The sequence below is a fragment of the Leisingera sp. ANG-S5 genome (assembly GCF_000813925.1).
GTDB lineage: Bacteria > Pseudomonadota > Alphaproteobacteria > Rhodobacterales > Rhodobacteraceae > Leisingera.
In genome coordinates this window covers 411,538-430,403 of the sequence record NZ_JWLH01000003.1, presented here as the reverse complement: position 1 = coordinate 430,403, position 18,866 = coordinate 411,538, and the positions used below count along the sequence as shown (strand labels likewise).

19 protein-coding genes are annotated in these 18,866 nt (G+C 62.6%); 6 read left to right on the top strand and 13 right to left on the bottom strand.

Going from position 1 to position 18,866, the window contains the following annotated elements:
* Positions 1 to 189: 189 nt before the first annotated feature.
* The 13 genes from lpxB to pyrH all read right to left on the bottom strand — a co-directional run bounded on the left by lpxB (position 190) and on the right by pyrH (position 12,525).
* Positions 190 to 1,356: a lipid-A-disaccharide synthase gene (gene lpxB / locus RA25_RS06785; RefSeq protein WP_039170926.1), complete on the bottom strand. Its 1,167-nt coding sequence runs from the start codon at positions 1,354 to 1,356 to the stop codon at positions 190 to 192.
* Positions 1,353 to 2,141: an LpxI family protein gene (locus RA25_RS06780; protein ID WP_039170924.1), complete on the bottom strand. Its 789-nt coding sequence runs from the start codon at positions 2,139 to 2,141 to the stop codon at positions 1,353 to 1,355. Before RA25_RS06780 ends, lpxB begins: the two co-directional genes overlap by 4 nt.
* A 4-nt stretch (positions 2,142 to 2,145) precedes the next feature.
* A complete protein-coding gene (gene lpxA / locus RA25_RS06775; protein ID WP_039145743.1) occupies positions 2,146 to 2,931 on the bottom strand; it encodes an acyl-ACP--UDP-N-acetylglucosamine O-acyltransferase in 786 nt (261 codons plus the stop codon).
* Position 2,932: 1 nt separating this feature from the next.
* Positions 2,933 to 3,403 (bottom strand): 3-hydroxyacyl-ACP dehydratase FabZ, encoded by a 471-nt coding sequence (gene fabZ, locus RA25_RS06770; protein WP_019296164.1) that lies wholly within the window; start codon positions 3,401 to 3,403, stop codon positions 2,933 to 2,935.
* Between the two features lie 75 nt (positions 3,404 to 3,478).
* Positions 3,479 to 4,033 (bottom strand): OmpH family outer membrane protein, encoded by a 555-nt coding sequence (locus tag RA25_RS06765; protein WP_443136561.1) that lies wholly within the window; start codon positions 4,031 to 4,033, stop codon positions 3,479 to 3,481.
* A 55-nt stretch (positions 4,034 to 4,088) separates the two neighbouring features.
* Complete coding sequence (bamA, locus tag RA25_RS06760; RefSeq protein WP_039170920.1) at positions 4,089 to 6,479, bottom strand: outer membrane protein assembly factor BamA; 2,391 nt, start codon at positions 6,477 to 6,479, stop codon at positions 4,089 to 4,091.
* 127 nt (positions 6,480 to 6,606) lie between these two features.
* A complete protein-coding gene (locus RA25_RS23410) occupies positions 6,607 to 6,732 on the bottom strand; it encodes a hypothetical protein (RefSeq protein WP_275041215.1) in 126 nt (41 codons plus the stop codon).
* Between the two features lie 143 nt (positions 6,733 to 6,875).
* Complete coding sequence (gene rseP, locus RA25_RS06755) at positions 6,876 to 8,225, bottom strand: RIP metalloprotease RseP (protein ID WP_039170917.1); 1,350 nt, start codon at positions 8,223 to 8,225, stop codon at positions 6,876 to 6,878.
* Between the two features lie 4 nt (positions 8,226 to 8,229).
* Complete coding sequence (dxr, locus tag RA25_RS06750; RefSeq protein WP_019296159.1) at positions 8,230 to 9,402, bottom strand: 1-deoxy-D-xylulose-5-phosphate reductoisomerase; 1,173 nt, start codon at positions 9,400 to 9,402, stop codon at positions 8,230 to 8,232.
* 16 nt (positions 9,403 to 9,418) lie between these two features.
* Positions 9,419 to 10,195: a phosphatidate cytidylyltransferase gene (locus RA25_RS06745; RefSeq protein ID WP_019296158.1), complete on the bottom strand. Its 777-nt coding sequence runs from the start codon at positions 10,193 to 10,195 to the stop codon at positions 9,419 to 9,421.
* On the bottom strand, positions 10,192 to 10,950 hold the full coding sequence (locus RA25_RS06740) for an isoprenyl transferase (protein WP_039170914.1): 759 nt from the start codon (positions 10,948 to 10,950) through the stop codon (positions 10,192 to 10,194). The genes RA25_RS06745 and RA25_RS06740 overlap by 4 nt, the downstream gene beginning before the upstream one ends.
* A gap of 8 nt (positions 10,951 to 10,958) precedes the next feature.
* Entirely contained in the window at positions 10,959 to 11,522 is a 564-nt protein-coding gene (frr, locus tag RA25_RS06735) for a ribosome recycling factor (RefSeq protein WP_019296156.1), read from the bottom strand.
* Between the two features lie 253 nt (positions 11,523 to 11,775).
* A complete protein-coding gene (gene pyrH / locus RA25_RS06730) occupies positions 11,776 to 12,525 on the bottom strand; it encodes a UMP kinase (protein ID WP_019296155.1) in 750 nt (249 codons plus the stop codon).
* A gap of 114 nt (positions 12,526 to 12,639) precedes the next feature.
* Here pyrH and miaA point away from each other — a divergent pair, with 114 nt between their 5' ends.
* The 6 genes from miaA (at position 12,640) to RA25_RS06705 (ending at position 18,825) form a co-directional block, all read left to right on the top strand.
* A complete protein-coding gene (miaA, locus tag RA25_RS06725) occupies positions 12,640 to 13,515 on the top strand; it encodes a tRNA (adenosine(37)-N6)-dimethylallyltransferase MiaA (RefSeq protein ID WP_241477376.1) in 876 nt (291 codons plus the stop codon).
* A gap of 124 nt (positions 13,516 to 13,639) precedes the next feature.
* Positions 13,640 to 14,203, top strand: coding sequence for a hypothetical protein (locus tag RA25_RS06720; protein WP_342586126.1), 564 nt, complete (start codon positions 13,640 to 13,642; stop codon positions 14,201 to 14,203).
* Positions 14,179 to 14,448, top strand: coding sequence for a helix-turn-helix transcriptional regulator (locus RA25_RS23450; RefSeq protein WP_342586125.1), 270 nt, complete (start codon positions 14,179 to 14,181; stop codon positions 14,446 to 14,448). The genes RA25_RS06720 and RA25_RS23450 overlap by 25 nt, the downstream gene beginning before the upstream one ends.
* Before the next feature lie 311 nt (positions 14,449 to 14,759).
* Positions 14,760 to 16,424 carry an ABC transporter substrate-binding protein gene (locus RA25_RS06715; protein ID WP_019296152.1) on the top strand — a complete coding sequence of 555 codons (1,665 nt, stop codon included), beginning with the start codon at positions 14,760 to 14,762 and terminating at the stop codon, positions 16,422 to 16,424.
* 118 nt (positions 16,425 to 16,542) lie between these two features.
* Entirely contained in the window at positions 16,543 to 17,595 is a 1,053-nt protein-coding gene (locus RA25_RS06710) for an ABC transporter permease (RefSeq protein WP_019296151.1), read from the top strand.
* Between the two features lie 15 nt (positions 17,596 to 17,610).
* Positions 17,611 to 18,825: an ABC transporter permease gene (locus tag RA25_RS06705; protein ID WP_019296150.1), complete on the top strand. Its 1,215-nt coding sequence runs from the start codon at positions 17,611 to 17,613 to the stop codon at positions 18,823 to 18,825.
* Positions 18,826 to 18,866 lie beyond the last annotated feature (41 nt).

Genomic DNA, 18,866 nt, shown 5'->3' with positions numbered 1-18,866 from the left:
AAAATCGGAAGAGCGCCTTAAGGGCAGACCTGCCCTTAGGTGCTTCTCAGCAGAATATCCTGCAAAATTCTCGTGTTTCCCAGCCGTCTGCGTTCTGCGGCTGCGGAGCGGCGCTCTCCGCGCGGGAGCGCAGCTCCCGCGCAACCAGAAGCCGCGCGGCGGAGGCTTTGCATCCGGCGCGCTTACGGCTTACCTGCCGGGCAACCGGTCAAGAACCGCACGGGCGGCGCGCAGACCGGGCTCTTCTCCGCCCTGTCCCAAGCGCTGCATGGTCAGTTCCATCGCTTCCCGCTGAGCACTGGGATTTCCGGCAGATTCCTCCAGCCGGGCGGAGATGTTCTCCGGCGTGCAGTCCGGCCCCAGGCATTCCGGCACCACCCGCGTATCGCTTACCAGATTGACCAGCGTCACCGTGTCGATCAGCGCCATGCGCTTCATGATTTGCCAGGTCAGCCATTGAAACTTATAGGCAATCACCATCGGCGTACGGGCGGCGGCCAGTTCCAGCGAAACGGTACCAGAGGCAGCCAGCGCCAGGCTGGCGGAGGCAAAGGCGGCGCGTTTATGCGCTTTGGCACGGTCCGGAGTGTACCGGTTCGGATCAACCATGACAGTGCCCGCCGGCCAATCCTTGAGTGCGTCTTGCACCAGACCCGCGACGGGCGCGGCGGCAGGAATCACAATCCGGTAATCAGGATGCTTTGCGCAAAATTGCTCCAGGGCCCCGCCAAAGTCCGGCGCCAGCCGCGACACTTCAGACCGGCGCGATCCGGGCAGTGCCAAGACAAACGGCGCATCACCCAAACCGAATTCACTGCGGAAGGCCTGGATCTCTGCATCCGTGGCCTGAGGCTCCGACACAACCGGGTGGCCGACGAAATCGCAGTCCATGCCCGCCGCTTCCATGTAGGGCGGCTCGAACGGCAAGAGCGCCAGCACGTGATCAATGACTTCCGCCATTTTCCCGGCCCGTTTAGGCCGCCACGCCCAGACCGAGGGCGCCACATAGTGCACGGTGCGGATTTTGCTGCGATCCTTGACCAGCCGCGCAACGCGCAAACTAAAGTCCGGGCTGTCGATGGTAATCAGCACATCCGGCTTTGTTTCGATCACGGCCTCTGCCGTTTCCCGGATCCGGCGCTTCAGGTGGCGGTACTTGGGCAGCACCTCCGCCAGCCCCATGACCGACAACTCATCCATTGGAAAGCGCGATACCAGCCCCTGCTCCGCCATCAGCGTCCCGCCGATGCCATCGAATTGTACGCCGGGTGACAGTTGTTTCAGGCCTGCCATCAGCGCTCCGCCCAGCCGGTCGCCCGAAGGCTCGCCCGCCAGGATAAAGACCCGAAGGCTCATGCCTCGCGCAGCCAGAGGAACAGGCCCAGCCGGTCGCATGCCGCAATCACCGCGTCCTGATCCAGAACGATGACACCGCCCGCCTCCAGCACAATGCCGGACAGCCCGGCTTTAGCCGCGGCTTCGACCGTCTCCACACCAATGGTGGGCAGATCGGCGCGGCGGTCCTGTGCCGGTTTCGGCGCCTTGAACAAGAGACCGCCCTGCCCGTCCGGACGCTGCTGCAGCGAGGTCAGCATCCAGTCAGTGCCAAACAGGTTTTCGACCGCAATCGCCTGCCCTTTGCGCACGGCGCAGGACTGGCCGATGTCAGCCGCAGACATGGCCACGACGATCTCGGCGCCGCGTTCAGCGTCTGCCTTGTCCAGCTCACCGGGCTGCACTTTGGTCGGCACACCCGCTGCCATCAGAAGCCCCGGCGCCACCTCATGAGCCGCGCGGACGGCAAAGCCTGCCTGTTCGAAAATCCCGATAATCGCGCGCAAGGCCCCATCGTCACCAGCCGCAAGCGCCGCTTGCAGCACCGGCACCAGCGGCATCGTGGCCGCATCAATAGAAGAGGGATCAATATGCGGGCGGCGCACAGCGCCAGCCAGGCAAATCTCGGTCACTTCCGCCGCCTTCAGCCGCTCCAGAAAACTGCCGAGCTGTTCAAAACGAAAGGTGATTTCCGGATCGACCATATCCGGTTCCGCCCCTGCCATCGCGCAGATCAGCGGACGGCTCGGCGCATGCGCGGCCACTTCAGCCGGCAGCGCGCCGGTGCCTGCAATCACTGCCAGCATCGCATCAGCCCCCCGGAGTCAGGAAGGAGCGGTCGCTTCCGCCGGTGATGAAGGCAACAATACGCTGCACATATTCACTGTCGGTCTCATCCCCCAGCCGCTTGGCGCGCTCTTGGAAGGTTCCTTCGCCCTGGGCCAGCATCTGAAACGCTGCGCGCAAGGCGGTGATGTCGCTGCGGGCGACGCCGCGGCGCTTCAGGCCGACCAGGTTCAAGCCGTCCAGCTCGCCGCGCTGCGCCTGCACCAGGCCATAGGGAATCACGTCGTTGGTCACCATGGTAACCGCGCCGATGATCGCGCCCTTGCCGATCCGCACCCATTGATGGATGCCGGACAACCCGCCGATGATTACATCGTCCTCCAGCACGCAGTGCCCCGCCACAGCGGCAGAGTTCACCACGATCACCCGGTCGCCGACCTGGGCGTCATGGGCGATATGGCAGCCGGCCATGAAAAGACCGTCATCGCCAATACGCGTCACGCCGCCGCCGCCCTCGGTGCCGGCATTCACCGTCACATGCTCTCGGATGCGGTTGCGCTTGCCGATCACGGTCTTGCACTTCTCGCCTTTGAACTTCAGGTCCTGCGGGATCTCCCCCAGCACCGCAAAGGGGAACACCACGGTCTCGTCACCGATTTCGGTATCGCCGGTGACAACTACATGGGATTTCAGAACAACCCTGTCCCCCAGAACCGCCTCGGGGCCAACCACGCAGAACGGGCCGATCTCGCAGTCCTTTCCAAGCTTGGCACCCTCTTCAATCACGGCACTGGGGTGGATCTTGCTCATTTCAGCTTTCCTCGGCCTGGCGGTCGACCATTGCGGTAAATTCAGCCTCTGCAGCCACTTCGCCCTCAACCGTCGCGCGGCCCAGGAACTTGAAGATCTTGCCGCCCGGCTTGCCGCGCAGGGTTTCCACATGCATCTCCAGAACATCGCCCGGCACCACCTTGCGGCGGAACTTGCACTTGTCGATGTTCATGAAATAGATCAGCAGGTCGGTGTCGACCATATCCATGCCGACACCCAGCATCACGCCGGCGGTCTGCGCCATCGCCTCGACGATGGTCACGCCCGGCATGATCGGCGTGCCCGGAAAATGTCCCTGGAAATGCGGCTCGTTCATGGTGACATTCTTGATGCCGCGCGCCGATTTATAGCTGTCGATGTCGACCACCTTGTCGACCAGCAGGAACGGATAACGGTGCGGCAGGATCCGCTGGATCAGTTGAATGTCAGCGCTTTGCAGCTCGGTGGTCATGCTTGGTTTCCCATTTACGTCAAGAATACTGCGCTGTCCCTAGCAAGCGGACAGGCTTTGGGCAAGTTCGCGCGCTCAGCGGTCGCCGTCCTCATCTGCGGCGCCATCACCCAGAACGGCATCGATCCGGGCGATTGCCAAGGCCGTGATGTCGGCCGCGTCGGCACTCAGAAACACCGAGGAATGATCGAGGATCGCTCCAGCCCCGGCTTCCCGCATGATTTGCTGCAGCACCGGCAGAGACGCCTTAATGAACTCCCGCCGGGCATCCTCGCCCATCTGGGTTATCTCGCGCAGCTTCTGGTCCTGGCGGCGGCGGGTTTCCTGGACTTTCTCATCAAAGGCATCCGCCAGAGCGCGGAAAGCTTCCGGCTCCATCTCGCTGCGCCGTTCGGTCAGGTCCAGCTCCTCCTTACGCAGTTCCGCCTCGATACGGCGGTTCTCCGCGGTCAGAACCGCGCCTTCGGCCTCGATCTCGCGTTCCACCCGCTTGCCAAAAGCGCTTTCCGAGAACAGCCGGTCCGGCTGAATCGTGAGGATGCCGCTTTGCGGCAGCCCCAGCTGAAATTCGGCCCCGCTGCTGCCCGCAGTCTCCTGTGCGCGGACGGGTGCAGTGCCGGCGCAGATCAGCGCCAGGACAAGCCCCAGCGCTGCCCTGGCTCCGGGCTTCGGCTGCCGCACCAGATCAGAACCTCGCCTGCAAGGTCAGGTCAAAGCTCTGCTCCTCGTCAAAGTCCTCTTTCTTGAGGGCTTTGGAGAAGTTGAACCGCAGCGGGCCGAACCCGGTGGTCCAAAGAAGCGAGACACCAACAACATGGCGGAAAGACTTTTCGTGGCCGACAATGCTGTTGCTTGCAATTGTGTCAACATTCTCCAGGCCCCAGAGGCCACCGACGTCATAGAACAGGCCGCCGCGCATGCCCAGTTCTTCCGGCAGGCCAAGCGGGAATTCCGCATCGAACCGCGCAACCGCATAGTAGTTGCCGCCCAGGAAGTCGTTGTACGGGCCATTGGGACCGCCAGAGGACCGATCCCGCGGCCCGATACCACCCGGCTCAAACCCGCGCATGACGGAAGGTGTCAGAACAAAGCGGTCGATCGTCCGGCTGTTTCCACTGCCTTCCCACTGGAATGCACCAGCCTCCAGCGTGGCGCGGATGGTGACTTCTTCGTTCCAAATCTGTTTCTGAGCAACGAGTTTTGTGGTTGCCTTGACGTATTCGGAATCCCCGCCCAGACCTGCATAGTCAGCGCCGATTTCAACCAGGAAACCAGCAGTCGGATCGAGCCCGGTCAGGCGGCTGTCATACCGGTAGGTAAAGCCAATTGCGCTGGCATTCCGTTCACCCTGCCCAATCTCGCTGCGGATAATCGGGCCAGCCAGATTCTGGTTGGTGTCGTCGTCGTCAAACAGCATCTCGTCCGCATCCCAGGTGTAGCGGACCTGCAGCGAGGTGTCCTCACCGGTATCGAACGTCAAAGCTGGCTGGAAGAAGACTCGCTTGGTCTTGTATTCGGAGAAACTGGAGTCGGTTTCATTGAGGCCCAGGTCCAGATCAAACCGCAGTTTCCGGCCCAGCAGGTAAGGTTCGGTGAAGCCCAGCACGTAGGAGTCGGATTCCGTCGCGGTTGCGATATTCAGCGACAGCCGCTGGCCGCGGCCAAGGAAGTTGTTTTCCGTCAGGCCGATGCTCAGACCAAAGCCGTCGGTGACCGAGTAGGCGCCGCCGAGGTTCAGCGAGCCGGTCGGCTGTTCTTCGACATCCACATCGACAATCACCTGATCGGCGGAGCTGCCTTCGCGGGTTTCGACGTCCGCATTGGCAAAGAAACCCAGCGCGCGGATCCGCTCCGCGCTGTTGCGGATGGAGCGCGGGTTGAAGGGGTCGCCTTCAACAGAGGCAAACTGCTGGCGGACAACCCGGTCCAGGGTGGTGGTGTTGCCTTCGATGTCGATCCGTTCGACAAAAACGCGCGGGCCGCGCGTCAGCACGAATTCAATGTCCAGGGTCAGGTCACGGTCATTGCGGGTGACCCGCGGCTCAACCCGCAGGAAATCGATCTCATTGCGGACGGCCAGGCCTTCCATCCGGTCGATCGCATTTTCGACCAGGGACGGTGTGTAAGTCACGCCCGGCTTGATTTTCAGCGTGGAGGCAAATTCATCCGCGTCCGCTTCCGGCATTTCGCTGGTGACGGTGATATTGCCGAACTTGAACTGCTGGCCTTCGGTCACGTCAACAACCAGGAACACAGCGTCGCGTTCCTCGGTCACTTCTGCGTTGGCGCTGTTCACCCGGAAGTCGACATAGCCGCGCGACAGGTAGAAGTCGCGCAGCACCTGCTTGTCGAATTCCAGCCGGTCCTCGATCAGGGTGTCGGAACGGATGAAGCCGCGCAGCAGGCCGGCCTGCTTGGTTTCCAGCACCCGGCGCAGACGGCGGTCCGAATAGACCCGGTTGCCGGTGAACGACACGCGCTCCACCTCGATGGTGTCGCCTTCGGAAATCTCGAACACCAGATCAACGCGATTGTTGCTGCGGCGGATGATCCGCGGGGTCACGCGCGAGGCCAAACGCCCCTGCACGCTGTAGGCTTCGGCAATTGCGGCGGCGTCACGCTCTGCCTGCGTAGGGTTGAACACCCGGCGCGGCGCAGATTCGATGATTTGGTCCAGCGCGTCGTCCTTGAGGCGCTTGTTGCCTTCGAAACTGATCTGATTGATGGTCGGGAACTCAGTGACCTTGATCACCAGCGTGCTGCCGCGCGGCACGATTTCCACTGTTTCAAATACGCCACTGTCAAGAATGCGCTGGTAGGCGTCGTTCAGCTCGCCTGCGCTGACCGTCTGGCCGCGCTCGATGCCGGTATAAGCGACAACGGTCGACGTCTGAATGCGCTGATTGCCCTCTACCTGCACCGAATTGAAGCGGTAGCTTTGCGCTTCTGCCGGCAGCGGTGCCAGCGCGTAACCCAGCGCAACTGCCAGAGAAATAGCAGAAACTTTGCGGTACAAGATATTGATGCCCGACTTGCGCTCGACACAGGACTTGCCTGCGATTTTCCCCCAAACCATTTTTCAGAACCCGATTTTTATAGCAGCTTTGCGACGTGCGTACCGGGTTTGAAAGCGCTTGTCAAAACCAACTAAGGCGCAACTTGAGGGCAACCGGCGCGGCGGGCTGGCGCGCCGGGTGCGGGAATCACAAAGTGGCGAGCCAGGTGCCTGCGGTCAGCGCGCCGGCAATGGCGAAACCAGTCAGTGCCCGGTCCCAGTTCAGGCGCACCAAGAGGCCAAGGCCGCGATAGGATTGCGAGAGTGTGTGCATCGGATATCCCCCAGTTCTTCACCCGCCCGCAAGCACGGCGCTCAGCGGCGCGGGCTGCAGGTTGAGGAAAAGTTAACGGGGGAATGTGGCAGCACTTGGGCGGCACTATGGCCGCCCTTTGTTAGTGCTTCAGCTGTCGTTGATCAGCAAAACAGGTCGTTGCCCAAGGCAAACACCATCAGCGACAGCACCACAGCTATGCCAAAGGTCATCAGCACCCGCACCGCCCGGTCGCTGGGCGGACGCCCTGCAACGGCCTCATAGGCATAGAACACCAGGTGGCCGCCATCCAATGCGGGAATGGGAAACAGGTTCAGCAGCCCCACTGCAGTTGACAGAACCGCGATGAAGCGGATAAAGCTCTCCGCCCCCTGGCTGGCCATCGCGCCGGAGGTTTCGGCAATGCCGATCGGCCCCGACAGGTTACAGGTGCTGATCGCCCCGGTGATCATGTGCTTCAGGCCAGACAGCGAGGTCTCCACCACCGCCCAGACCTGATAGCTGCCTGCCGCAAGAGCTTCACCAAATCCCGCGGCTTCGGTTGCCGGCGAAAAGGCCAGCCCGCCGACGATACCGATCCGCCAGCGGGTGGCAAAGCCGCCATCCGGCTGCGGCTCATCGGTGCGCCGCGGTGCCAGCGCCATTTCGACGGTTTCGCCGCCGCGCCAGACATCCAGCACCAGCACCTTGCCGTCAGCCGCTTCAACCAGTTCCTTAAGCTGCTCAAAAGACACCAGCGGGGTGCCGTCCACTGCAACAATCACGTCATCCGGCTGCAGCCCTGCATCAGCCGCCGCGCTGCGCGGCACTACGCCGTGCACGTAAGGCGGATACAGAAAGGGCCCGTCGACCACGATCTCGTCACCGCCCCGGCGCACGGCGTACTCCAGCGGCTGCTGCTGCGGCAGCGCCTGCCGGAATGCCTCCCACGCATCGCTGTCCTGGTAGTTCGGAACAGGAACTCCCCCTGCGCTGATCAGCTCATCCCCCTGCTGCAAACCGTTCTCGAGCCCGGGCAGCGGCGCCAGGGCTCCAATGGTCAGAGGTTCGCGCATATTGCCCTGCGACAGCGCTACAGCGGTAAAGATGATGGCGGACATCACGAAGTTGAACACCGGACCTGCCGCAACCGTCGCCGCCCGCGCCCACAAGGGCGCACCGTGCATGGTCCGGCGCAGGGCGGTGGGATCCGCGGCGGCGGCCTCCATCGCCAGCGCATCCTTGCCGGAGGCCGCATCGGAATCGCCCAGGAATTTCACGTAACCGCCAAAGGGCAGCGCCGCCACTTGCCAGCGGGTGCCGCGCTTGTCCATCCGGCTCCACAGCACCGGGCCGAACCCGATGGAGAACACCTCGGCATGAATGCCCGACCAGCGGCCGACGATATAGTGGCCGTATTCATGCACCGCCACGATCACCGACAAAGCGACGACAAAGCTGGCGATTGTATAGAGAAAACCGCCAAACTGCGGGACAAAAGAAAGTACGTCCAAAATTCTACCCTATGCGTTCTTCTGCGGCGCGCGCCGCCTGTTTCCTGGCGACATGGTCAACCCGGGTCACGTTATCAAGTGTCATTGCGGCATCTATGAGGCCGCCATCCGCCTCGATCCGCTCCAGCACTGCAGCGGTCACGGCGGCCATATCGGTGAACCGAATGCGCCCGGCAATGAACTCGTCCAGCGCCTGTTCCTTGGCCGCGTTAAACGCCGCGCCCATCAGCCCGCCCCGCTCCATCACCTCATAGGCCTGGCGCAGCGCCGGATAGCGGGCCGGGTCCGGGGCGCGGAAATTCAACTGGCCGATGCGGGCCAGGTCCAGCCGCTCCACCGGAAGATTCTGGCGCGCGGGCCAGTGCAGCGCATAGCCGATGGCATGGCGCATATCGGCAGCACCCAGATGCGCCATCAGCGCGCCGTCATTGAAGCCGACCAGCGCGTGCACCAGGGACTCGGGATGCACCAGCACCTCGATCTGATCGGGCCGGACACCGAAGTATTCCCGGGTTTCAATGACTTCCAGCGCCTTATTGAACATGGAAGCACTGTCGATGGTGATCCGCTGCCCCATGTCCCAATTGGGATGCGAGGACGCCTGCGCCAGGCTTGCCTTCGCCAGATCCTCCAGCGGCCAATCCCGGAAGGCACCGCCCGATGCGGTGATGACAATCCGCTCAACCGCTTCAATGTCTTCCCCCACCAGCCCCTGAAACACCGCCGAATGCTCGCTGTCGACCGGCAGCAGCCGGGCGCCGTGTTGTTCCGCGGTTTCCAGCAGCAGCCTGCCTGCGCAGACCAGCGATTCCTTGTTGGCAAGCGCCAGCGTGGTGCCGTGTTTCAGCGCCTCCAGCCCCGGGGCCAGCCCCGCAGCGCCGACAATCGCCGACATGATCCAGTCTGCCGGGCGCGCCGCCGCCTCAACCAGCGCCGCCTGCCCCGCTGCCGCTTCGACATCAGAGCCCGCCAGCGCGGCCCGCAAATCCGGCAGGCGGTCTTCAAAGGCGGTAACGGCAACATCCGCACGCAAGGCTATGGCGTCTTCGGCCAGCCTGGCGATATTCGCTCCGCCGGTCAGCGCCACCACGTCATAGGCGTCAGGCGCGCGGCGGATCAGGTCGATGGTGTTCTGTCCAATCGACCCGGTGGCGCCGAAGATCGAGATTTTCCGCATGGTCTTTCCTGACTGGTTATCCCCAGAAGGCAGCGACGGCCAGGAACATGGCCGCTGCGCCCAGCATCCCGTCAAAGCGGTCAAACAGCCCGCCATGGCCGGGAATCAGCGCACTGGAATCCTTGACGCCCATCTTGCGCTTCAGGGCGCTTTCCGCCACATCGCCGGCCTGGCTGGCCATCGACAGAAGAACCGACAGCACGACAAGGCCAAAGCCCTGCCCCAACTGCGCGGCGAAGACAGCCCCGACAATGGCGGCGGCAATCCAGCCCGACGCGGTGCCGCTCCAGGTTTTCTTGGGGCTGACACGGGGCCAGAACTTGGGGCCGCCAAGGGCCTTGCCCGCAAAATACCCGGCCACATCTGTCGCTACCACAATGCAGATCAGCCACAGCATCCAAGCCATGCCCATCTGGCCGCGCAGCCAGATAAAACCGAACCCTGCCAGCAGCACCCACAGCGCGAACCCGGTGAAGTACTGCCGCCGTTCACGGATCTGACTGAAACCGGCGGCCACAGGTGCGGCCAGCACCGGCAGCACCCACAGGGCGGGCAGCAGCGACGCCAGCAGTACCGCAACGGCTGAGATCGCGCCAAGCTGCAGCGCCGTGCCGCTGCGTGACGGCATCAGCATCCGTACCAGCTCCCACACCATGCCGCCGCAGCACAGCGCGATCAGAGCATTGAAAATGAACCCGCCAGCCCAGACCGCAAAACCGCCTGCGGCAATCATCACGATGGCAGATACAGCCCGCGGCAGAAGATCCGCCCACCGGTCCTTGGCAGCACTCATGTCTTGACCGCCCCAAACCGGCGGTCGCGGCGGCCATAGCTGTTGCACAGCCGTTCCAGCTCCTCGCCCGAGAAATCAGGCCACAGCGTGTCGATGAACTCATATTCCGCATAAGCCGACTGCCACAGCAGGAAGTTCGAGATCCGCGCCTCGCCGCTGGTGCGGATCACCAGGTCCGGATCCGGCAGCACATGGGTGTCCAGATAGCGCGGCAGGGTTTCTTCATCGACGTTTTCGGGGTCCAGCCGGCCTTCGGCCACATCCCGCGCCAGCCGCTTGGTGGCGCGTGCGACCTCATCCCGGCCGCCATAGTTCAGCGCAATGGTCAGCTGGGTGCCGCTGTTGCCTTCGGTCTTACGCTCCAGCTTGTCCATCAGATCAATCAGCTTGGCATCCAGCCGCACCCGGTCGCCGATAAAGCGCACACGGACGTTCTGTTCAGCCAAGGCGTTCATTTCCTTGGAGATGTAGCGGCGGAACAGGCTCATCAGACCGGCAACTTCGGTCTGCGTCCGTTTCCAGTTCTCAGTCGAGAAGGCAAATATGGTCAGGTATTCCACGCCCAGACTTGGGCAGCACTCGACAACTTCACGGACCCGGCGCGCACCTGCATGGTGGCCAAACAGCCGCGGCCTGCCCCGGGCCTGCGCCCAGCGGCCGTTGCCGTCCATGATTATGGCCACATGGCGCGGGCCGGAGCGGGCCGCCGGAACTTCTCCGGCAGCACTCGCGTGCGGGTTTGTGTCTCCTGGCATACTGCCCGTCAGACCTGCATGATCTCGGCTTGCTTGGTCTCAAGCGCCTCGTCCACATGCTTGATCATCTTGTCGGTCAGCTCCTGCACCTCGGCTTCCCAGAACTTCTGATCGTCTTCCGACATGCCGTCGGCCTTGGCCTTCTTGATCTGGTCCATGCCATCGCGGCGGACGTTGCGGATCGACACCCGGGCGTGTTCGGCATACTGGCCGGCCACCTTGCCCAGTTCGCGGCGGCGCTCCTCGTTCAGCTCCGGGATCGGCAGCATGATGATGGTGCCGTTGAGCTGCGGGTTGATGCCCAGGCCGGATTCGCGGATCGCCTTCTCCACCTTGCCGACCAGGCCCTTGTCCCAGACGTTGATGGTGACCATGCGCGGCTCCGGCACGTTGACGGTGCCCACCTGGTTGATCGGCGTCGGCGAGCCGTAGGCATCCACCATCACCGGCTCCAGCATCGAGGCCGAAGCCCGGCCGGTGCGCAGCGACGCAAATTCGGTGCGCAGGTTGGCCATGGCGCCATCCATGCGGCGTTTCAGATCGTCGGTATCCAGTTCAAAATCATCAGACATGCTGCTCTCTCCCCTTATCTGAGGCGGTCTTCCATTGGCTCATAAGCCATTGGAAGGCTGATGTATAGCGATCAAGCGGAGGATTTGGTGCCGCCGGGGCGGCATCTCCGCGCTTTGGCCGCGCCCTCCGTGATGCACGATCTAGCCTGCCTGCCGCGGAATTCACGGGATCAGCCCCGCACAGGCACTCAGGTCAGATCACAAAAAACCGCGGGCGATCACAGCCCGCGGTTTCAGCCGGCTGCACGGCAGCTCAGCCGTGAACCTTGGTATAGGTCCCCTTGCCCGCCAGAATGCCGCGGAAACCGCCCGGCTCATCCAGCGGGAACACGATCAGAGGCAGGTTGTTGTCGCGGGCAAGCGCGATGGCGGAGGCATCCATCACCTTCAGCCGCTTGGCAAATACGTCGTCATAACTGATTTCGTCATAACGGACCGCATCATCGTGCTGCGCCGGGTCCTTGTCGTAGACGCCATCAACCCCGTTCTTGCCCATGAAGATCGCCTCGCAGGCCATCTCGTTGGCGCGCAGCGTCGCAGCAGTGTCGGTGGTGAAATAGGGGTTGCCGGTGCCGGCCGCAAAGATGCAGACCCGTTTCTTTTCCAGGTGGCGCACAGCGCGGCGGCGGATGTAGGGTTCAGCGACCTCATCCATGCGGATCGCGGAGATCACCCGGGTGAACACCCCCAGGCCTTCCAGCGCCGACTGCATTGCCAGCGCGTTCATCACGGTGGCCATCATCCCCATGTAGTCGGCGGTGGTGCGCTCCATCCCCTGGGCAGAGCCGGACAGGCCGCGGAAAATGTTGCCGCCGCCGATCACCATGCAGATTTCCACCCCCATGTCGTGCACGGTTTTCACCTCGCGGGCGATGCGCTGCACGGTCGGCGGATGCAGGCCGAACCCCTGGTCGCCCATCAGTGCCTCGCCCGAAATTTTCAGCATGACGCGTTTATAGGCGGCGGCCGGATCCAGTTCCGGCTTTTCTTGCGGTTGAGGCATGTTGCGCTCCAGAAGATGTGAGGGTTAATTTGCGCGGCAAAATGAAGGAATTCGCTGCCAGTTTCAATCCACGCAGCGCGCTTTCCCCGCAGTTTTGCGGAACTGGCATCAAAGATGGACTGCACCCCGATGAACCTGCCCGACATCGACCCCGGCAAACCTGTGCTGATCGCAGGCCCCACGGCCTCTGGAAAGTCCGCGCTGGCACTGGAAATTGCGGCCCGTCAGGGCGGAATCATTGTCAACGCAGACGCCAGCCAGGTCTATGACTGCTGGCGGGTTATCACCGCCCGCCCCTCGGCAGAGGAAGAGGCGCAGGCGCCGCACGCGCTTTATGGCCATGTGCCTTATGACGCTGAGTATTCCGCCGGCCACTGGCTGCGCGAGGTGCAGCCGCTTCTGGACGGGCCGGAACGGTTGATCATCGTCGGCGGCACCGGTCTCTATTTCACCGCCCTGACAGAGGGCATGGCCGAAATCCCCGCCACCCCGCCCGCGGTGCGCGCCGAAGGCGACAGCCTGCCGCTGGATGCGCTGCGTGCAGAACTGGATGCGGAGACCGCGGGCCGTATCGACCTGATGAACCGCGCCCGGGTGCAGCGCGCCTGGGAAGTGCTGAAAGCCACCGGACGCCCCCTGGCCAGTTGGCAGGACGATACCCCTGCCCCGGCGCTGCCGCTGCAGAACTGCACGGCAATGGTTCTGAACTCGGATAAGAAATGGCTGGAGGCGCGCATCCGCAAACGCTTCGGACTTATGCTGGATCAGGGAGCGATGGCCGAGATCGACGCCATGCGCAGCCGCTATGACCCCGCGCTGCCATCCTGCAAAGCCATCGGCGTGCCGGAACTGATGGGCTACGCCGACGGCCGCCTGACGCTTGAGGAAGCGGAAGAGCGCGCCGCCGTCGCCACCCGGCAGTTTGCCAAACGGCAGCGCAGCTGGTTCCGCGCCCGGATGAAGGATTGGCACCAGATCTCGCTCGATTGAGCCCGCACCGTCTCGCGCCAGCCCCTAAAACTTTCATCATTTCAGCCTTCAGCAAGCGGAAACTTGCCAGAATCAGCGATCCGTGACCTGCTGCGGCCACCAAAACCGGTTCTGCTGCTTAAGATTGCTGATGCCCTTTGATTCAGATCTTCCCAGAGAGTTCCATGCCGCGCCGCTGGTCCGGCTGGCACCGGACGGCGGCTGGCAGACTGCATTGGCCCACAGCCGAAACGAACACCTGCTGATCTGGATCACGCGCGGGCAAGGCCGCTTCTTCCTGAATGGGGAGCAGCGCGGCTTCGGCCTGCATAGTGTCATTTTTGTGCCGGCCGGGGCACTTTGGTCGGCCGAATTCTCCCGCCAGTGCCTGGGCCAGGTGCTATCGATGACAGGCCCCTTGCTGCCGCCCTTTCCTGAAGCCCCTGTGCACAAGCGCTTCACCAGCCTGCAGGAACAAACCGGCCTGGGCGGGCACTTCGAGGCGATCAGCCGCGAGCAGGCTGGCAAGGACAGCATTGGCACCGCGCCGTGCAAGCCCATAGCGAGCTTGCAGCCGTCGCTCTGCAACGTCAGCCGGACACGGCACCTCGGCAATCTGCGGCGCTGCGCCTGTGCCGGGCCTACTGCCAGCGCATTTCCGGGGTGCAGGGCTGCCAGACCACAATGGCTGCGCATGCTGAGGCCCTGAACGTGACCCCGACACATCTGACACGGGTCTGCAAAGCTGCCGCAGGCAAGACCGCAGCGACCCTTCTGACAGAGCGCCAGCTGCACGCCGCACGGACACTGCTGATCACTTCAGATATACCCATTCGCGACATTGCCGCCCGGCTGGGCTTTGGCAGCGCCGCCTATTTCACACGCTTCATCACGCAGCATACCGGCCAGCCCCCCAGCGGATTGCGCGATTCCGTCCGCAAAAAACTGCAATAGCCTGATCCGTCAGCAGAATCCCGCCGCATGGCCTGCCGCACCGGGAATTCCTTAAAATGCCGGCCCTATTACTGGGCAGTTTTGAACAGTATGCGGACGTATGCCGTCCGGAATAATAAAACCGACGCCGAAAATGTCGTATTTTTACACGGAAACGACGAAACTGTGCATTGACGAAACGCCGTATCTCTGCCGGAATGCAGGCATGGGGAAACTTTAATCCAAAACCTGAACCAAAATCGCCTGGCACACCGCCGGGCCAATATCCGTTTCGCACAAAAATGACCGAACGGTACGACAGGGAGACTTAAATGACCAAAGACACCATCAACGGAGCCCCGATCCATTGGGCCGCCAAGATGCACGCCAAGGAAGTGCTGGACGGCAAGCTGGACCGCAGGGAATTCCTGACCCGCGCCACCTCGCTGGGCGTCACTGCCGCCGCTGCCTATGGCATGATCGGCCTGGCCGCCCCGGTTAAGGCGGCAGAAGAGAAAAAGCAGGGCGGCACACTTCGGGTGCAAACCGAAGTCCGCCCGCTGAAGGACCCGCGCACCTTTGACTGGTCGCAGATGGCCAACAAGACCCGCGGTACCATCGAATACCTGGTGGAATACAACAACGACGGCTCCTTCACCGGCATGCTGCTGGAAAGCTGGGAGATCAACGAGGACGCCACCGTCTATACCCTGAACGTCCGCCAGGGCGTCAAGTGGAACAACGGCGACGACTTCACCGCCGAAGATGTTGCCCGCAACATTGCAGGCTGGTGCGACAAGGGCCTGGAAGGCAACTCCATGGCCGGCCGTTTCGCAACCCTGATTGACAGTGAAACCGGCCAGGCAGCCGAAGGCGCGATCGAAGTGGTCGACAGCCACACCGTCAAACTGAACCTGCCGGCCTCCGACATTTCGCTGATCGCAGGCATGGCCGACTATCCGGCGGCCATCGTGCATTCCTCCTTCCAGACCAACGACTTCACCCAGAACGTCGGCACCGGCCCGTTCCTGCTGACCGAGCTGGAAGTCGGCGTGCGTTCGGTTCTGGAACGCAACGACGACCACACCTGGTGGGGCGAAGCGATCTATGGCAAGCCGGCACTGGACCGCATCGAATACGTCGATTTCGGCACCGACCCGTCCTCCTGGCTGGCGGCGCTGGAATCCGACGAAGTCGACATGCTCTATGAATCGGTCGGCGAATTCATCGACGTGATGGACGGCCTCGGCTACAAGAAGTCCGAAGTTGTGACCATGTCCTCGATCGTGATCCGCACCAACCAGCTGGCGGAAATCGACGGCAAGAAACCCTATGCTGACAAGCGCGTCCGCAAGGCGATCCAGATGGCGGTCGACAACTCCGTCTGCCTGGAGCTTGGCTACGGCGGCCGCGGCGAAACTGCGGAAAACCACCATGTCGGCCCGATCCACCCGGAATACGCCGAACTGCCGCCGCAGAAGGTTGATCCCGCCGGTGCCAAGGCGCTGATGGAAGAAGCCGGCATGATGGATTTCGAGCATGAGATCCTGTCGATCGACGACGACTGGCGCCGGAACACCACCGACGCGGTGGCAGCACAGCTGCGCGACGCTGGCTTCAAGGTTAAACGGACCGTTCTGCCGGGCTCGACTTTCTGGAACGACTGGGCCAAATACCCGTTTTCCTCGACCAACTGGAACCACCGCCCGCTGGGCGTTCAGATCTGGGCGCTGGCCTACAAATCCGGCGAAGCCTGGAACGAATTCGGCTGGGAAAACCCGGAGTTCGACGCCCTGCTGGCAGAAGCCCTGTCCATTGCTGACGCTGACAAGCGCCGCGAAATCTCTGCCAAGGGCCAGGCTCTGATCCAGGAAGAGGGCGTGACCATCCAGCCCTACTGGCGCTCGCTCTACCGCCACATGCGCGAAGGTGTTGTCGGTGCCGACATGCACATCTCCTTCGAGCATCACCACTACAAGTGGGGCTGGGCAGCCTAAGCCCCGCCGGCTCCTGACTCCTGCACCGCCCCCTTTCGGGGCGGTGCTTTCCAGCTCAAAAGATAAGAGACCCGCCCTTTGAGCCGGGTCCGATCCGCCAGACTGACAGGGGACCCAAATGGGACTTTTCATTCTCCGCCGTTCGGGCGTGATGCTGCTGACGGCCCTGTGCCTGACGTTCATCGTGTTCTTCCTCACGAACCTCTACCCCAACCTCGAAAAACTCGCCAAAACCCAGGGCAACTTCCGCATGTCGGATGAGGCCGTGGCCAGCTGGCTGGACGCCAACGGCTATGGCGGCTCCATGGTTTCGAAATACGGGCAATGGCTGGGCGTTCTGCCGGGCTGGACCCGCGAGACCGAGAAAGGGTTCACCGGCCGCTGCATGACCGGCGCCGTCAGCGCTGAGGAAGCCGCCGAAGCGCCGACCTTCTGCGGCATTCTGCAAGGCGACTGGGGCTATTCGACCCGGTTCAAGGATGAAGTCTCCACCATCATCGCCGAACGTCTCGGCAACACCGGCCGCCTGATGTTCTGGGTGCTGGTGCTGATGGTTCCCTCTGCCCTGATCATCGGGGTGCTGGCGGGCATGCGCGAAGGCTCTGTCACCGACCGGAGCCTTTCAACCGCCTCGATCCTGACCACGGCAACACCTGAATATGTTTCCGGCGTGATCTTTATCGCCGTCTTCACCTCCTCCACCGTGGGCCTCAAATGGTTCAAGGGCACCGCCACCTCGGCGATGGACAACCCGAACTTCGAGAACTTCTTCCTGCCGGTGCTGACGATCGCGCTTTACGGCATGGGCTATATCGCCCGGATGACCCGCGCCTCGATGACAGAGGTTATGACCGCGCAATACATCCGCACCGCCCGCCTAAAAGGTGTGAGCTTTCACAACATCGTTCTGAAGCACGCGCTGCGGAACGCACTGATTGCCCCCTTCACCGTCATCATGCTGCAGTTCCCCTGGCTGCTGAACGGCGTGGTGATCGTCGAGACCCTGTTCAACTACAAGGGCTTCGGCTGGATCCTGGTGGAAGCCGCAGGCAACAACGACATCGAACTGCTGCTGGCCGTTTCCGTGGTCTCAGTCTTCGTGGTGCTGATCACCCAGCTGATCTCTGACATCGGCTATGTGTATCTGAACCCGCGTATCCGGATCTCTTAAGGAAGGCAGCAGAGCATGGAACCTCTTAGCACATTCGAAATTGCGGGGCGTATCATCTACCAGCTGTCCCCGGTCTGGTTTTCACTGGTGATCCTCTACGCCGCCTCCATCGGCTTCAAACGGCGGCTTGGCCTTTATGGCAAGCTGTTTGACAGCCCCATCGGCATGATCGGCTTTGGCCTGGTGATGTTCTGGGTGTTCACCGGCATCTACGGCGCCATGGACATGATCATTACCCATGACCCGCTGGTGCAGGTCTCGGGCATGAAGAACAAGGTCCCCGGCACCCCGATGAACGGCGCCACCGAAGCGGACTACCCCTATTACCTGCTTGGCGGCGACAACCTGGCGCGCGACGTGTTCAGCCGCCTGGTCAAAGGCGCCTGGGAAGTCATCAAGATCGCCCCGATGGCAGCTGTCTTTGCCTTCATGGTGGGGATTACCCTGGGCCTGCCTGCGGGCTACTACGGCGGACGCCTGGACACCACGCTGTCCTTTGCCGCCAACCTGATCCTGGCCTTCCCGGTGATCCTGCTGTTCTACCTGCTGGTCACGCCTGAAATCGTCGCCACCGGTGTTCCGAACTACATGGCGATCGTTCTGTTCATCTTCCCGATTGTCTTTGTCGGGGTGCTGCTGAACTCGCGCTATTACACCCGGCCCAAGGTGCGCAACCTGGTGCTGCCGCTGGTTCTGGGGATCATCATCTGGTTCTACCTGCAGCTGGTTTCCAACGGCGGCTACCTGATCAACACCCCGGCCTATTCGATCCCGGGCCTGCCCCGCGTGATGGATATGTTCGACATCCCCGGCGGTATCCTGGTGGTGTTCGTCTCGGTGGTCTTCGTCAACTCGCCCACGGTGTTCCGTATCGTGCGCGGCCTGACGCTGGACATCAAAACCCGCGATTACGTGGCGGCTGCCCAGACCCGCGGCGAGGGCCCCTGGTACATCATGCTGTGGGAAATCCTGCCCAACGCCCGCGGGCCGCTGATCGTCGATTTCTGCCTGCGCATCGGCTACACCACCATCCTCTTGGGTACCCTCGGCTTCTTCGGCCTTGGCCTGCCGCCGGAAAGCCCGGATTGGGGTTCCACGATCAATGACGGGCGCAAGCTGCTGTCGATCTACCTGCACCCGGCGCTGCCGCCCGCCTTTGCGCTGCTGACGCTGGTTCTGGGCCTAAACCTGCTGGCCGACGGCCTGCGCGAGGAAAGCCTGAAGGATTGATCCAAACCGGCGGGACCGGGGGCCAGCCCCCGGACCCCCGG